Origin of the sequence: Bacillus cereus group sp. BfR-BA-01360 (genome assembly GCF_022663595.1) — a bacterium.
GTDB lineage: Bacteria > Bacillota > Bacilli > Bacillales > Bacillaceae_G > Bacillus_A > Bacillus_A cytotoxicus.
Genome location: NZ_JAKUFV010000012.1, coordinates 13577 through 29322 on the forward strand (window position 1 = coordinate 13577; position 15746 = coordinate 29322).

The following is a 15746-nucleotide window of genomic DNA, read 5'->3' on the forward strand; positions in this document are numbered from 1 at the left end:
CTTTTTGTTTGAAAAAACTTCTTTATAAAGTTGTAGAGATGTTCACAGAATTGAAACAATTGGCAGAAGCGCTATATCTATAGGAATTGTTAAAATTATTCTATGTAGATTCGTTTTTCTTCATTTGGATTATGATTATAATGACAAGTGAGTGCATATGAAAGATAAATAAATATGAATAATGGGAGCGATAGAGTTGAAAAAAAAACTGTTGGCTGTTGTCTTAGGAACATCATTGGTTTTTGCCCTAGGGGCATGCGGAAAGAAGGAGGAAGAGAAATCTTCTAATCAATCTGCAAGCACTGATACTGCAGAACAAATTTTCCAAAAGAGTTGTGCAGGTTGTCATGCGAAGGATTTATCTGGAGCAACTGGACCTGATTTAAGAAAAGTAGGCGATAAATATGATGCCGCTGATATTGAAGATATTATTAAAAAGGGCCGCGGATCAATGTCACCGGGATTGATTCAAGGTGAAGATGCAAAAAAAGTAGCGGAATGGTTGGTAGAGCATAAATAAGAAATGAGTTACTGAGGAGACAATTGAGAAACCGAGCAGACTTAAACTTTCATCAGATTATTTTTTTATGTATGAAACGAGAGTTTGCTCGGTTTTTTTGTTATGCATTTGAAGGTAGTGCAATTCTTCGCTCCTGTAACATAACTGTAACAAAATTGTATCTGAATTGGAAACCGATTGATGTTACAATGTAATTTGTAGAATTTTGATGAAAGACATACATAAGGTAATGATAGTGATAAGGAATAAAGCTTTATCACTGTTATTTTGTATAGGTTTTGATGTCATAAGAATTGTGGAGTAAGAGCTATTACTCTAAGTTTTAAATAGATAAAAAGAGTGTTTCGAAAAAAATCATTAAGTATTGGGTGATAAATAATGATAAAAATGACGAATGTTTATAAGGAGTATCCGAATGGTATGAAAGCCATTTCTGGGATTACGGTTACCATTAAGCAGGGTGAATTCGTATATGTAGTTGGACCGAGTGGAGCGGGGAAATCAACATTTATTAAAATGATGTATCGTGAAGAAAAACCATCAACAGGATCTATTAATGTAAATGGTCTTGTAATTGAAAGTTTAGCAGAAAGAGATGTTCCATACTTTCGCCGCCAATTAGGTATTATCTTCCAAGACTTTAAATTATTACCTAAATTAACGGTATATGAGAATGTTGCGTTTGCCTTAGAAGTAATTGAAGAAGAACCTGAGGCAATCCGTGAGCGAGTAAAAGAAGTATTAACTCTTGTAGGCCTTGAAGATCGCGCAAGTGCACTTCCAAGTGAGCTTTCTGGTGGAGAGCAGCAACGTGTGGCAATTGCAAGAGCGATTGTAAATAGACCAAAGGTTGTAATTGCCGACGAACCAACAGGTAACTTGGATATTGATACAGCGCTTGATATTATGAATATTTTTAAACGCATTAATGAGCGTGGTACAACAATTGTCATGGCAACGCATAATGCAGATATCGTAAATACAATTCGCCATCGCGTAATTGCGATTGAAGACGGAAAAATTGTTCGAGATGAGATTGAGGGAGGATACGGATATGAAGGCTAAAACCCTTAGTCGACATTTACGAGAAGGTGTAAAAAATCTATCCCGTAACGGATGGATGACGTTTGCTTCTGTAAGTGCAGTAACAGTTACATTATTACTTGTAGGTGTCTTTTTAACAGCGATTATGAATATGAACCATTTTGCAACGAAAGTAGAGCAAGATGTAGAAATTCGTGTACACATTGATCCAGCAGCAAAAGAAGCTGATCAAAAGAAATTAGAAGATGATATAAGTAAGATTGCAAAAGTCGACTCTATTAAATATTCTTCTAAAGAAGAAGAGTTAAAACGTTTAATTAAAAGCTTAGGTGATAGTGGAAAAACGTTTGAGTTATTTGAACAAGATAATCCACTTAAAAATGTATTCGTTGTAAAAGCAAAAGAACCAACAGATACAGCAACAATCGCGAAGAAGATTGAAAAAATGCAGTTTGTAAGTAATGTTCAGTACGGAAAAGGACAAGTTGAAAAATTATTTGATACTGTAAAAACAGGCCGTAACATCGGAATCGTGTTAATTGCTGGTCTTTTATTCACAGCTATGTTCTTAATCTCTAACACAATTAAAATTACAATTTATGCAAGAAGCACGGAAATTGAAATTATGAAACTTGTAGGTGCTACAAACTGGTTTATTCGTTGGCCGTTCTTGTTAGAAGGTTTATTCTTAGGTATTTTGGGTTCCATTATCCCAATTATCGTCATTTTATCTTCTTACAACTCTTTACAAGGTATGTTTAATGAGAAACTAGGCGGAACAATTTTTGAACTATTACCATATAACCCATTCGTATTCCAATTAGCAGGCTTGTTAGTGTTAATTGGTGCCTTAATCGGTATGTGGGGAAGTGTCATGTCAATTCGTCGCTTCTTAAAAGTATAAAAAGTTGCAAACATAATTCGTACAAGCTTATCATATAGTAGAAATAGATAAAAGGCATCACACAATGTGTGATGCCTTTTGCTACACCACCTGTGTGTTTTGGAAAGGGGAATTCCGCATTGAAACGTAGAGTTGCGATTATTGGAATGATTGTTACATTTTTAATCGGTGCTGGTGGAATGTTTGCGGGTATGTATCTGTTTGGTATTAACCCATCATATGTTGCACGAACAATAACAAACGATCGTGCTGGCACTACACAAGAGAACTTAGCAAAAATGAGTGAAGCGTATGCATTGATTCAGTCGAGTTATGTGGAAGACGTGAAAGATGACAAGCTTGTGGAGGGCGCGATACAAGGAATGTTATCTACTCTGAAAGATCCTTATTCCACGTATATGGACCAAAAGACAGCAAAACAGTTTAACGAAGCTCTTGATCCCGAACTAGAAGGAATTGGAGCAGAAGTGAACAAAACAGATGACAAATTAATCATTGTTTCTCCAATTAAAGGGTCACCGGCAGAGAAAGCAGGTATGAAACCGAATGATGAAATTTTGTCAGTAGATGGAAAGAGTGTAAAAGGTTTATCGCGTGAAGAGGCTGTGTTAAAGATTCGCGGTAAAAAAGGAACGACGGTTGCAATTGAAATTAAGCGTGCAGGAGTCACTGATCCAATCAAATTTGAAATTAAGCGTGATAAGATTCCGATTTTTACTGTATTTAGTTCCGTGAAGAAGGAAATGGACAAAAACATTGGGTATATGCAAATTACTTCGTTCTCTGAAAAAACAGCGGAGGAATTTAAAGATCAATTAAAAGAGCTTGAAAAGAAAGAAATTAAAGGATTGATAATCGATGTACGTGGTAATCCAGGTGGCTATTTAAAGAGTGTTGAAGATATTTTAGGATTAATCATGACCGATAAAAAGCCAATGTTGCAAGTAGAACAACGTAATGGTGAGAAAAAGAAATTCTATACTTCATTAAAAGAGAGAAAACCGTATCCAATTTCGGTATTAATTGATAGTGGAAGTGCTTCTGCTTCGGAAATTTTAGCTGGTGCGTTAAAAGAAGGGGAAGGATATAATTTAGTTGGTGAAAAGACATTTGGTAAAGGAACTGTGCAACAAGCTGTTCCATTTAAAGATGGTAGTAATATTAAATTAACGATGTTTAAATGGTTAACACCGAATGGCAATTGGATTCATAAAAAAGGGATTGCCCCAACCGTAGAGGTGAAGCAACCAGATTATTATCATGCAACACCGATTCAAATTGAAAAGACACTTTCTTATAATTCAAATGATGTACAAGTAAAACATGCGCAACAAATGTTGAAAAGTCTCGGATATGTGCCAGGTCGTGAAGATGGATATTTCAGCAAAGAAACAGAATCAGCTGTTAAAGCGTTCCAAAATGCAAATCAGTTAGAAGCAACGGGAAAGCTTGATAAAAAAACAGCTGAAGCCATTCAAAATAAAATTATTGAAAAGATTCGCTCTGGTGAAAATGACTTGCAGCTACAAGCAGCATTAAAATTAATGGCGAAATAAGAAAAAACACAGGCAAAATGTGATGCCTGTGTTTTTTTATGCGTGTTAAACAAACGCTTGTTTAGTTGTGTTAATATAAAAAGAAAGAATGATATAAATGGTGGTGAATGAATTCGTGGAGGCGTGGGCTTTTGAAATTATACGAGCAGTTGGACGCTTTTTTTCGCATCCTGCTGTCTATATATTTGTAATAAGTAGTATTTTTGTTGGCTATTTACGTATATTAAGAGAACGAAAAGATTTTTCTTTTAAAGTATATGATCTTTGGTTTGAACTGCGAACATCTTTATTTGCTGGAATTGGATATGGGTTGTTTGCATCGATTATAACAATTGGGCTTGGACTTGTTGTATCAGAGGCAAGTATATGGATGATTTTGATTTGGACACTCATATTTGGATTAACGGCTTGGTATCGATATTTATCGGCAGCTTACACATTTGGAGCAGCTATTGCAGTTGTTTTATTATCTACGAATATACCAATCTCTCTGCTGAAAATAGGTTCAGGAGAAGAAGATACTATTGTATCACTTGCGATTTTACTTGGAATTATGCTCGTTATCGAGGGAAGGTTAATTTCGAAGAATGCAGTCCGATATTCTACACCGATGTTAAAAAGAAGTAAGCGCGGTTTAAAGGTTGGATTACATGAATCGAAGCGTATATGGCTCGTTCCAATCTTTATTCTTGTTCCAGGTGACGCTGTAACACAACTATTTTCATGGTGGCCTATTGTTTCAGTAGGTTCCCAAACATACTCTTTATTTCTTGTTCCATTTTTAATCGGTTTTATGAGGAAAATTAGAAGTTACGAGCCGAGAGAAGCACTGCTATTTACAGGAAGACGTGTATTTGGATTGGCTGCAATTGTGCTGGTTTTAGGCATTGCAAGTTATTGGTGGCATGTATTAGCCATTGTAGCGATGGGAGCTGCAATGCTTGGACGCTTTACAATTGCGATGCAGGAGCGAATTACCGATGAGACACGCCCCGCCTATTTTGCAACGCGTGAAGCTGGACTAGTAGTATTAGATACGATTCCAAATACTGTTGGTGCAGAACTACAGTTAAAGCCAGGAGAGATGATTACAAAAGTAAATGGTGTGATTCCAAAAACAGCCGAGGAATTTTACGCTGCTTTGCAAACGAAGACAACAGGAGCGTTTTGTAAATTGGAAGTACTTGATACAAAAGGTGAGCTTCGTCTTGCGCAAACGGCATTGTATGCAGATGGACATCATGAATTAGGGATTATATTTGTAGAACAAGATCATCAGTGGGATACAGAAGCTGTATAAAGCGAAAGACCTTCGAAATAGAAGGTCTTTTTTTATAGGCAAACGAAATAGTGATAAGAAACCAGCTAATATGTTGAACCACCTCTATTTCTTGGGAAATATGAAATATCTTGCTGAAATATAGGGAAGCTGATGCAGAGCTTCCGCATTTGTTCGTTTTGTTTCAATAGTTGATTATACAATTGTGCCTTTATCATTAGAAATGTCTCCTGGTGCATGAGCCTCTCCGATTATATAGCCCGTAAATGATGAACTGACGAAATCGAAAATGTATTGGAATTGAGCAATAAGTGGAAATGCTTTTCATGTTGGATGATCCCCTCCAACAATGACAACATACATTTGTTTCGATTTCATTTTTTCTTTGAAAGGAAGAGAGGCATCTTGAAAACTTTGAGACCAACGTTCAATAAAGTTTTTCATATGTCTGCTCATGCCATACCAGTATAGCGGTGTAGCAAAGGTAATTGTATGATGTGCGAGCATTTGTTCAACGAGGCTTCGATAGTCATCATTGAATGGTTGAAACCCTTTCGTATCATGACGTTGATCTGTAACGGGTTGGATATTGTAATTACGCAAATAAATTTGTGTTACCTGAATACCATCAATCATCACATGTGTAAGAGTTTCTGTATTTCTATTTGGTCGGGGACTTCCGTGTACAACGAACATAGAATCACTCCTTTTCTTTTGCTTGTTTTAGGAGTGAAACGTACCTTTTTAGATTTGTTTGAATGGTAGAGAATAAGGGGATTTGCCTTGTTACTTCAGTCAGTTTCTCTTCATAAAGTGTCAGAATACTACTGCATGGATTTTCATAAAGATTTGGCTCAATTTCTAGGCAGCACAGCATTCGTGCCGTCTCATCTAAATGTAAACCAATCTTTGGATAAGCTCTACCTTCTCGATAGCGTTCTCATCAAAATTACGATATCCATTGGAGAGGCGTTTTGAAGGCAGCATTCCTTTTTCTTCGTAGATATCGTAATGATCGTTCACTTATACTAGTTTGTTTGTAAAAGACTGTACATGGTCTAGAAAGACTTGAATAGCTTTGGAAGGAGTAAAATATTTACCGCGAACAATCGAGAAGGGACGAATAAGCTTCTCATTGGGGAGGGCAATATGGAAAAATTCTTTTGCTTCTAATTCTTTTCGAATTGTCCAGTTAGAAAGGATTGCAATGCCTAGGCCTGCACTAACCGCTTCTTTCACACTTTGAATACTACTAAATGTAAAGAATCGTTTCATCTTTAAATGATGCTGATGAATAAAGCGCTCACTATAAGCCCGTGTTCCAGATCCACTTTCTCGTAAAATCCAAACTTGATCTTGTAATGTCTGCTCATTTATTTCATTTATATAAAGCAATGGATGATTTGGTGGAACGATGAGCTTCATTTCATCTTGCATAAAGGGTTCTACGTCTATGTCGGCATATACAACTTGTCCTTCTACTAAACCAATATCAATTTGATTCGAGCGAAGGCTTTGAAGCACTTCTTCTGTATTGGAAATGAACGTATGCACTTCGACGTAAGGATTTTCCTTAGCATAGGGTGCTAATATTTTAGGGAGTAAGTATTCGCCAATTGTAAAACTAGCACCAATGCGGAGTGTTCCTGTTACAACGTTATGTAGGTCGTTAATTTCCTGCTTTGCTTCGTCATAAAGAGAGAGTATCTGCTTTGCATAGGTATATAAAATATTGCCAGCTTCTGTGACTTGGACATGTTTTGGAGAACGGTGAATCAGTATCGTGCCAAATTCATTTTCTAAATTACGAATATGCATGCTAACCCCTGGTTGAGAAAGGTTGAGCAGGTCCGCAGCATGAGAAAAATGCTGTTGTTCTACGACCGTAACGAATATTTTTAAAATGTCGACATTCATGATATGCCTCCCTTTATATTTTTTATTATGAAACTCTTTTTATTTTATCATAAGTTTTTTTTATGATTGGGATTATATATTGGTATTAAACTTATTATTAAAGTTTTTCTATAATGGAAATAGATAGAACATGCATGTTCCAATATGATTATTGGAGTGGTACGAAGTGGAAGAAACAGTTGTTATACAAAAGAGAAAGCGTTTTGGTTTTTCGAAAGGAATTGGGATTACGCTATTTATTGCGATTGCTGCGAAATATTTAGCCAATTTTCCGCTTTTCAATATTATGGGGCAATTAGTGATTGCTATTTTAATTGGGATGATTTGGAGAGCGAAAATGGGTCTGCCTTCCGAAGCGATTGCAGGTACGAAGTTTGCGAGTAAGAAGTTGCTTCGCTTCGGCATTATTTTGCTCGGGATGCGTTTAAATTTAATTGATATTGCGAAGGCGGGGCCAAAGGTGTTAGTGATAGCTGTAATTATTATTACCTTTACGATCTTTGTGGTATATGGGTTAACGAGGATATTCCAAGTAGATAAGAAAATAGGAATCTTAACGGCGTGCGGTACGGCGATTTGTGGCGCGGCAGCAGTCGTGGCTATTGCACCGCAAGTGAAAGCGAAGGACGATGAAATAGCAGTTGGCGCGGCAATCATTGCAATTTTAGGCACAATATTTACACTCGTGTATACTTTATTATATCCAGTGATTCCTTTCTCCCCATACGGTTATGGTGTCTTTTCTGGAGCGACGCTACATGAAATTGCACACGTCATCGCTGCGGCCGCGCCAGGAGGAAGTACATCTGTTGATATTGCAGTGATTGTAAAACTAACGCGCGTTGCTATGCTTGTACCGGTAGCCATTTTAATTGGCCTATGTTTCGGAAAGAGCGAGAGCGGAAAGCCAAAAAGGTCGTGGCGTGATCTTCCAATTCCATGGTTCATTTTTGGATTTTTAGCGATGAGCGCGGTGCATTCACTTGGAGTGGTTTCAGAGCTTGTGGCGAGTTACATTGTCGTTATTGCCTATATGCTAATTGCAATGGCGATGGCAGGGCTTGGATTAAATGTAGAATTTCAAGCGTTCCGTAAATTAGGAAGCAAAGCATTTATAGCAGGGATGATTGGCTCCGTTTGCCTTTCTATTCTTGGGTATATTTTGGTTTATGTGATATAGAGAAAGGGGCGGCATAAGTTATATGCCCCTTTTTTATGTTTTGAAAAAATTCCCTTTATTTATTTTTAGAAAATATTTATAATCTATGTAAAGATATCTTTACTTTTAAAGGTGGAGCCGATGGGTGTAAAAAATCGAATTAAAGAATTAAGAAAAGAAAATCATATTACGCAAGTAGAAATGGCAAGGGCACTGCAAGTGACTAGGCAAACGATTGTAGCGGTTGAAAATCATCATTATAACCCAAGTCTAGAGCTATCGCTGAAGATTGCGAGATATTTTGGGATGAAGGTGGAAGAGATATTTACGTTAAAGTAAGGGAGTGAAACAAAATGAGAATGCAAGATGAATATGAGAGACATCAATCGGATAAAGCATTTAAATATTTAGGACTATTTTATGCGCTAAGTTTAGCGGTATGGGGACTATACAATTTAATCGTTTCTGGAAGTGCTGGTATGCCGTTTGTTCTTTTGGTGATTGGGCAGTTTATATATTTTTTAGTGAATTACTGGCCGAAATGGAAGTTTAGAAAGTTAGACGAGTAAAAGAGGACATACATAATGAAAAGACGGGTTGATGAATATGAGTGGTAGCTATGTTTGCATTATCATTGTTGCTGTTGAATTATCTTATTATTTGCTGTGTGGGCGTATCATAAAAAAGCTGGTTGCATGAGACATGTAACCAGCTTTTTGATAGGTGGGAGGTGCTGTTTTCTTGTCGTGATTTGTCGACTCGTCGATATTCTTTGTCGAAACGCCGATATAATTCATTTTGCGCCGATAAAAGCGGTTCAAACGCCAATATAATTTCATTTACCGCTAAAAGTACTACTGAAATGTTGAATTTTATGTACCAGCCATCGTCCACCCCATTTACCATCTCGCTTGACCTATGTTATTTTTTTACAAAAGTCCTTGAAAGTTACGTTACGTCATCTTTTACAATGAAAATGAAAGGGGGATGAGGATGATTTCGATTCAGGAACTGACCAAGGAGACCGGAGTTACGGTGAGAACACTTCGTTATTACGATCAAATCGGTTTATTAAAGCCAAGTGGCAAAACAGATGGAGGTCATCGGTTATATAGTGAAGTGGATGTTATTCGGTTGCAGCAAATTTTATTTTTAAAGGAAATGGGTTTCTCGTTAAAAGAGATTATGAATATGTTAGTAACAGATCTATATAGCTTAAAGGAGTCGCTAGAAAGGCAGCTGAAATTTGTTCAAGGGGAGCAACAGAAATTTGAACGAATGGAGAAAATGCTACAAGCTGTCATATATTCTACGGAGTTAGAAGGGGAAGTAAATTGGAACGTCATGTTTGAACTTATTCAACTTTCAAAGCAGTCCCCGCGTATACGTGAAAGATTTCAACAACAGGTATTTTCAGAGGAAGAAAAAAAGCTTCTGGAGAAATTACCAAATATGAGTGAAGACAATGAAAGTGTTCAGGAATGGATAAAATTATTGAAACAGTTACGTGGATATATGGAAGAAGGGAAGAAGCCGTCCCATGATGATGTGCAGGAAGCTACGAATCAATTAATGGTGAAATGTTTGGCGATGGCGGATGGAGATGAAGCCTTTTTAGATAAATTATGGGAAGTGCGGAAATCAAAAGAGGGCTCACAAAACATGAACATGTATCCAATGGAGGAGGAGTTTTTCGCATATATGGATGAAGCTTTTCGTATATACGATAAAAGGGAGCGAGGAAAATGAGTATACTGACAGAATATAGGTGGTACTTTTTAATTGGTGCGGAAATTGTATTTTGGATATCAGCGGTTGGATTTTTTATTTTGCGGTATGGGTTTCGGCTTCGAAAAGCAAGTTTTATCGCAGGGATTGTATTACTTTTAAACGAATTATTTATACTCGCGCTAGGCGTTCTTGACTACTATCAAACAGGTAAGTTTTCAAACTTTCAACTCATCACCATGATCATACTAATCTATGCGCTTTTATATGGAAAAAAGGATTTGCGAAAATTAGATATATGGGTACAAAAACGTATTGCAAAATGGCGAAATGAGCCGGTGCCTTATATTGAAGAGCCATCAGAATTGACTGGATGGGCTTATACAAAACAAGAACTAGGGCAGTGGGTGTTGCATTTTATTTTATTTATTACGGTTCATATTATCTTTTTCTTTGTGTATGGGCTTGTCCCATTGGAAGAATGGAAGAATTGGTTGGACGACGGGATTGTTTTAAATAAATCGGCAAGTCGTTTCAGCCAAGTGTGGGGAGTTGTTTTTTTTATTGATACGGTTATTACTTTTTCATATGTGATTTTTCCGAAGAAAGAGAAGGGGAAAAGAAAGTTGCTTTCTTAATAATGAAAGCAGCTTTTTTCATTTTTCATTATATATTGTCGAAAACTTTACCGAATATTTGTTCGTTTTCTTGGTTTTTTTATGGGCATTCGTGGTAAAATGGGAATACAGATTTTTTAGAGGAGGTCGGATTTGGTGGAACGTGAATTTGAAATTGTCTCAGAATACTCCCCGCAGGGTGATCAGCCGAAAGCAATCGAGCAGCTTGTCAAGGGAATTCAAAACGGTAAGAGACATCAAGTGTTGCTTGGAGCGACAGGAACGGGTAAAACATTTACAATTTCGAATGTAATTAAAGAAGTGAAAAAGCCGACACTTGTTATGGCTCATAATAAAACGTTAGCAGGACAACTGTATAGCGAGCTAAAAGATTTCTTTCCAAACAATGCAGTTGAGTATTTCGTTAGTTATTATGATTATTATCAACCGGAAGCATATGTACCACAAACCGATACGTTTATTGAAAAAGATGCACAAATTAATGATGAAATTGATAAGCTGCGCCACTCGGCAACGTCGGCTTTATTTGAGCGTGATGATGTCATTATTGTCGCAAGTGTATCTTGCATTTATGGTTTAGGTTCTCCAGAAGAGTATCGTGAGCTTGTCGTTTCACTGCGCGTTGGCATGGAGAAAGATCGCAACCAGTTGCTGCGCGAGCTCGTTGATGTACAGTATGGACGCAATGATATTGATTTTCAGCGCGGAACGTTTCGCGTTCGTGGCGATGTCGTAGAGATTTTCCCAGCATCTCTTGATGAACATTGCATCAGAATCGAGTTTTTTGGAGATGAAATTGATCGCATTCGAGAAGTGGATGCATTAACAGGTGAAGTATTGGCAGAACGTGAACATGTAGCGATCTTTCCAGCATCTCACTTCGTTACACGTGAAGAGAAGATGAAAGTCGCGATTGAAAATATTGAAAAAGAATTAGAAGAACGTTTAAAAGAATTAAATGAGCAAGGGAAACTATTAGAAGCGCAGCGCATCGAGCAGCGGACGCGTTATGATTTAGAAATGATGCGTGAGATGGGATTTTGCTCAGGGATTGAAAACTACTCTCGTCATTTAACACTCCGTCCTGCTGGTTCAACGCCATATACATTATTAGATTATTTTCCTAAGGACTTTCTAATCGTAATGGATGAATCTCATGTAACGGTTCCACAAGTAAGAGCGATGTATAATGGCGACCAGGCGCGTAAGCAAGTGCTTGTTGACCATGGGTTCCGCTTACCTTCAGCTTTAGATAATAGACCGCTTAAGTTTGAAGAGTTTGAAGAGAAAGCAAATCAAATTATATATGTTTCGGCAACGCCAGGTCCATATGAATTAGAGCATGCACCAGAAGTTGTAGAGCAAATTATTCGTCCAACTGGGCTCTTAGATCCGAAAATTGAAGTAAGACCAATTGAAGGACAGATTGATGACTTATTAGGAGAAATACAAGAGCGAATTGCGAAAAATGAGCGCGTTTTAATTACGACATTAACGAAGAAAATGTCAGAGGATTTAACAGATTACTTAAAGGATGTTGGGATTAAGGTAAATTATCTTCATTCTGAAATTAAAACGCTTGAGCGAATTGAAATCATTCGTGATCTTCGTCTTGGCAAGTTCGACGTACTTGTTGGAATTAACTTATTGCGAGAAGGTCTTGATATTCCAGAAGTATCACTTGTTGCGATTTTAGATGCGGATAAAGAAGGATTTTTGCGCTCAGAGCGATCACTCATTCAAACGATTGGCCGTGCTGCGCGTAATGAGAACGGTCACGTTATTATGTATGCAGATCATATAACAAAATCGATGCAAATCGCCATTGATGAAACGAAACGTCGTCGTGAAAAACAAGAGGCTTACAATAAAGAGCATGGCATCACACCAAAAACAATTCAAAAAGAAGTGCGCGATGTGATTCGTGCGACAGTAGCGGCGGAAGAAACAGAAGTATATGAAGCAACGGCAATGAAGAAAATGACAAAGAAAGAACGAGAAAAAACGATTGCGAAGATGGAAGCAGAAATGAAGGAAGCAGCAAAAGCTTTAGATTTCGAGCGTGCGGCTGAGCTAAGAGATTTAATACTAGAACTAAAAGCGGAAGGGTGAAGAGAGTGAGCAAAGACCATATCGTTGTAAAAGGTGCGAGAGCACATAACTTAAAAAATATTGATGTAACCATTCCGAGAAATCAACTTGTTGTTGTGACGGGACTATCTGGTTCAGGGAAATCATCATTGGCATTCGATACGATTTATGCGGAAGGGCAACGTAGATATGTGGAATCATTATCTGCGTATGCGCGTCAGTTTTTAGGACAAATGGATAAGCCTGATGTCGATACGATTGAAGGCTTATCTCCAGCGATTTCAATCGATCAGAAAACAACGAGCCGTAACCCGCGTTCAACAGTTGGAACAGTAACGGAAATTTATGATTACTTACGCTTATTATTTGCTCGTATTGGGACACCAATCTGCCCAAAGCATGGGATTGAAATTACTTCCCAAACAGTAGAGCAAATGGTCGACCGTGTTCTTGAATATCCAGAGCGTACAAAATTACAAGTATTAGCGCCGATTGTATCTGGGCGTAAAGGCGCTCATGTGAAAGTGTTAGAAGATATTAAGAAACAAGGGTATGTACGTGTTCGGGTGGATGGAGAAATGCTAGATGTATCTGATGAAATTACACTAGATAAAAATAAGAAACATTCCATTGAAGTTGTTATCGATCGTATCGTTGTAAAAGATGGAATTGCAAGTCGTCTTGCTGATTCGCTTGAAAGTGCACTGAAACTAGGCGGGGGACGTGTGTTAATCGATGTAATTGGCGAAGAAGAACTGTTGTTTAGTGAACATCATGCATGTCCGCATTGCGGTTTCTCAATTGGTGAGTTAGAGCCGCGCATGTTCTCATTTAATAGTCCATTTGGTGCATGTCCAACTTGCGATGGACTTGGTTCAAGATTAGAAGTAGATTTAGAGCTTGTAATTCCAAATTGGGATTTATCTTTAAATGAGCATGCCATTGCTCCGTGGGAACCGACAAGCTCACAATATTATCCGCAATTATTACAATCTGTATGCAAGCATTACGGTATCGATATGGACATGCCAGTAAAGGATATTCCAAAAGAGTTGTTTGATAAAGTGCTGTATGGAAGTGGAGAAGAGAAGGTTCATTTCCGTTATGTCAATGACTTTGGGCAAGTGAAAGAAAGTGAAATTGTATTTGAAGGAGTCATTCCAAATATTGAACGTCGCTTTCGGGAAACGAGTTCTGATTATATTCGGGAACAAATGGAAAAATATATGGCGGAGCAAGCGTGTCCAAAATGTAAAGGCGGCCGTTTAAAACCGGAAAGTTTAGCTGTATTCATAGCCGGGAAAACAATTGCTGATGTAACGAAGTACTCTGTGCAAGAAGCATATGGCTTCTTTTCAAAGATTGAACTGACAGAAAAACAAGCGAAAATTGCTTACCAGATTTTACGTGAAATTAAAGAGCGGCTCACTTTCTTAAATAATGTCGGGCTTGATTATTTAACGTTAAGTCGTGCGGCAGGGACGCTGTCAGGTGGTGAAGCGCAGCGCATTCGTCTCGCTACACAAATCGGCTCTCGTCTTACTGGTGTCCTTTATATTCTAGATGAACCGTCCATTGGTTTACATCAGCGTGATAATGACCGCCTTATTCATACATTGCAAGACATGCGTGATTTAGGAAATACGCTTATTGTTGTGGAGCACGATGAAGATACAATGATGGCGGCGGACTATTTGATTGATATTGGTCCTGGCGCGGGCATTCATGGGGGACAAGTTGTATCAGCTGGTTCGCCAGAAGAAGTAATGAATGACGAGAATTCATTAACTGGTCAATATTTAAGTGGGGAAAAATTCATTCCTGTTCCGCTTGAAAGAAGAAAAGGTGACGGACGTAAAATTGAGATTATTGGTGCGAAAGAAAATAATTTAAAGAATGCAAGAATGTCATTCCCACTCGGCACTTTTGTTGCAGTAACTGGTGTATCTGGTTCAGGTAAAAGTACGATGGTTAATGAAGTATTGTATAAGTCTTTAGCACAGAAACTATATAAAGCAAAAAGTAAACCAGGGGCTCATAAACAAATTAAAGGTCTTGAACATTTAGATAAAGTAATTGATATTGATCAATCGCCAATCGGACGGACACCTCGTTCCAATCCGGCAACATATACAGGTGTGTTTGATGATATTCGGGATGTGTTTGCACAAACGAATGAGGCGAAAGTACGCGGCTATCAAAAAGGGCGCTTTAGCTTTAACGTAAAAGGAGGACGCTGTGAAGCTTGCCGCGGTGATGGGATTATCAAAATTGAAATGCACTTCTTGCCAGATGTATATGTTCCGTGTGAAGTGTGCCATGGCAAACGCTATAACCGCGAAACGTTAGAGGTAAAATACAAAGATAAGAACATTTCAGAAGTATTAGAGATGACTATTGAAGACGGAGTGGAATTCTTTGCGAATATCCCGAAAATTAAACGGAAATTACAGACACTTGTAGATGTTGGGCTCGGATATATGAAGCTCGGACAGCCAGCTACGACGTTATCAGGCGGTGAAGCGCAGCGTGTAAAACTAGCATCTGAATTGCATCGTCGTTCTACGGGACGTACATTATATATTTTAGATGAACCGACAACGGGCTTACATGTGCATGATATTGCGCGCCTTCTTGAAGTGTTGCAGCGCCTTGTTGAAAACGGAGAAACGGTACTTGTGATTGAACATAACCTAGATGTGATTAAGACAGCAGATTACATTGTTGACCTTGGTCCAGAGGGTGGAGATAAAGGTGGACAAATCGTTGCTTCGGGAACGCCAGAACAAGTCGTAAAAGAAGAGTGTTCGTATACAGGCAAGTATTTAAAAGAGGTTTTAGAGCGTGATACAGCTCGTATGAAAGAGAAAATAAAAGAAGTGGAGGTAGGGAGCTAAGCCGATTGGCTAG

13 protein-coding genes and 2 pseudogenes are annotated in these 15746 nt (G+C 38.1%); 12 read left to right on the plus strand and 3 right to left on the minus strand.

Features of this window, described 5'->3' with window-relative positions:
* The first annotated feature begins 196 nt into the window (after positions 1-196).
* The 5 genes from cccB to MR056_RS12525 all read left to right on the plus strand — a co-directional run bounded on the left by cccB (position 197) and on the right by MR056_RS12525 (position 5324).
* Positions 197-520: a cytochrome c551 gene (cccB, locus tag MR056_RS12505; protein ID WP_048723490.1), complete on the plus strand. Its 324-nt coding sequence runs from the start codon at positions 197-199 to the stop codon at positions 518-520.
* 378 nt (positions 521-898) lie between these two features.
* Positions 899-1585, plus strand: a complete 687-nt coding sequence (gene ftsE / locus MR056_RS12510) for a cell division ATP-binding protein FtsE (protein WP_087099349.1) — start codon at positions 899-901, stop codon at positions 1583-1585.
* Positions 1575-2468 carry a permease-like cell division protein FtsX gene (gene ftsX, locus MR056_RS12515; RefSeq protein WP_012096173.1) on the plus strand — a complete coding sequence of 298 codons (894 nt, stop codon included), beginning with the start codon at positions 1575-1577 and terminating at the stop codon, positions 2466-2468. The genes ftsE and ftsX overlap by 11 nt, the downstream gene beginning before the upstream one ends.
* A 119-nt stretch (positions 2469-2587) precedes the next feature.
* On the plus strand, positions 2588-4024 hold the full coding sequence (locus tag MR056_RS12520) for a S41 family peptidase (protein WP_087099347.1): 1437 nt from the start codon (positions 2588-2590) through the stop codon (positions 4022-4024).
* 97 nt (positions 4025-4121) lie between these two features.
* Complete coding sequence (locus tag MR056_RS12525; RefSeq protein ID WP_041810123.1) at positions 4122-5324, plus strand: PDZ domain-containing protein; 1203 nt, start codon at positions 4122-4124, stop codon at positions 5322-5324.
* A 149-nt stretch (positions 5325-5473) separates the two neighbouring features.
* Here the strand turns inward: MR056_RS12525 and MR056_RS12530 are convergent.
* The 3 genes and pseudogenes from MR056_RS12530 to MR056_RS12540 all read right to left on the minus strand — a co-directional run.
* Positions 5474-5999: pseudogene (locus tag MR056_RS12530) on the minus strand (flavodoxin family protein); the annotation flags it as partial.
* A 4-nt stretch (positions 6000-6003) separates the two neighbouring features.
* Positions 6004-6399, minus strand: a pseudogene (locus MR056_RS12535) (MerR family transcriptional regulator).
* Complete coding sequence (locus MR056_RS12540) at positions 6327-7220, minus strand: LysR family transcriptional regulator (RefSeq protein WP_012096170.1); 894 nt, start codon at positions 7218-7220, stop codon at positions 6327-6329. The pseudogene MR056_RS12535 and the gene MR056_RS12540 overlap by 73 nt, the downstream one beginning before the upstream one ends.
* 166 nt (positions 7221-7386) lie before the next feature.
* On the opposite strand from MR056_RS12540, the gene MR056_RS12545 reads away from it, so the two are divergent.
* The 7 genes from MR056_RS12545 to uvrA all read left to right on the plus strand — a co-directional run bounded on the left by MR056_RS12545 (position 7387) and on the right by uvrA (position 15733).
* Positions 7387-8400: a YeiH family protein gene (locus tag MR056_RS12545; protein WP_012096169.1), complete on the plus strand. Its 1014-nt coding sequence runs from the start codon at positions 7387-7389 to the stop codon at positions 8398-8400.
* A gap of 120 nt (positions 8401-8520) precedes the next feature.
* Complete coding sequence (locus tag MR056_RS12550) at positions 8521-8718, plus strand: helix-turn-helix transcriptional regulator (RefSeq protein ID WP_012096168.1); 198 nt, start codon at positions 8521-8523, stop codon at positions 8716-8718.
* A 20-nt stretch (positions 8719-8738) separates the two neighbouring features.
* Positions 8739-8948 carry a hypothetical protein gene (locus MR056_RS12555; protein WP_041810609.1) on the plus strand — a complete coding sequence of 70 codons (210 nt, stop codon included), beginning with the start codon at positions 8739-8741 and terminating at the stop codon, positions 8946-8948.
* 418 nt (positions 8949-9366) lie between these two features.
* Positions 9367-10128, plus strand: coding sequence for a MerR family transcriptional regulator (locus tag MR056_RS12560; protein ID WP_087099345.1), 762 nt, complete (start codon positions 9367-9369; stop codon positions 10126-10128).
* A complete protein-coding gene (locus tag MR056_RS12565) occupies positions 10125-10745 on the plus strand; it encodes a hypothetical protein (RefSeq protein ID WP_012096165.1) in 621 nt (206 codons plus the stop codon). The genes MR056_RS12560 and MR056_RS12565 overlap by 4 nt, the downstream gene beginning before the upstream one ends.
* A gap of 135 nt (positions 10746-10880) precedes the next feature.
* Complete coding sequence (gene uvrB, locus MR056_RS12570; protein WP_012096164.1) at positions 10881-12857, plus strand: excinuclease ABC subunit UvrB; 1977 nt, start codon at positions 10881-10883, stop codon at positions 12855-12857.
* Between the two features lie 5 nt (positions 12858-12862).
* On the plus strand, positions 12863-15733 hold the full coding sequence (gene uvrA / locus MR056_RS12575; RefSeq protein ID WP_012096163.1) for an excinuclease ABC subunit UvrA: 2871 nt from the start codon (positions 12863-12865) through the stop codon (positions 15731-15733).
* Positions 15734-15746: the final 13 nt, after the last annotated feature.

Bases quoted from the DNA above. Each gene is read 5' to 3' on its own strand.
- MR056_RS12560 (WP_087099345.1), top strand. From the start codon at position 9,367: ATGAGGATGATTTCGATTCAGGAACTGACCAAGGAGACCGGAGTTACG.
- MR056_RS12540 (WP_012096170.1), bottom strand. From the start codon at position 7,220: ATGAATGTCGACATTTTAAAAATATTCGTTACGGTCGTAGAACAACAG.
- MR056_RS12555 (WP_041810609.1), top strand. From the start codon at position 8,739: ATGCAAGATGAATATGAGAGACATCAATCGGATAAAGCATTTAAATAT.
- ftsE (WP_087099349.1), top strand. From the start codon at position 899: ATGATAAAAATGACGAATGTTTATAAGGAGTATCCGAATGGTATGAAA.
- MR056_RS12565 (WP_012096165.1), top strand. From the start codon at position 10,125: ATGAGTATACTGACAGAATATAGGTGGTACTTTTTAATTGGTGCGGAA.
- MR056_RS12525 (WP_041810123.1), top strand. From the start codon at position 4,122: ATGGTGGTGAATGAATTCGTGGAGGCGTGGGCTTTTGAAATTATACGA.
- ftsX (WP_012096173.1), top strand. From the start codon at position 1,575: ATGAAGGCTAAAACCCTTAGTCGACATTTACGAGAAGGTGTAAAAAAT.
- MR056_RS12550 (WP_012096168.1), top strand. From the start codon at position 8,521: ATGGGTGTAAAAAATCGAATTAAAGAATTAAGAAAAGAAAATCATATT.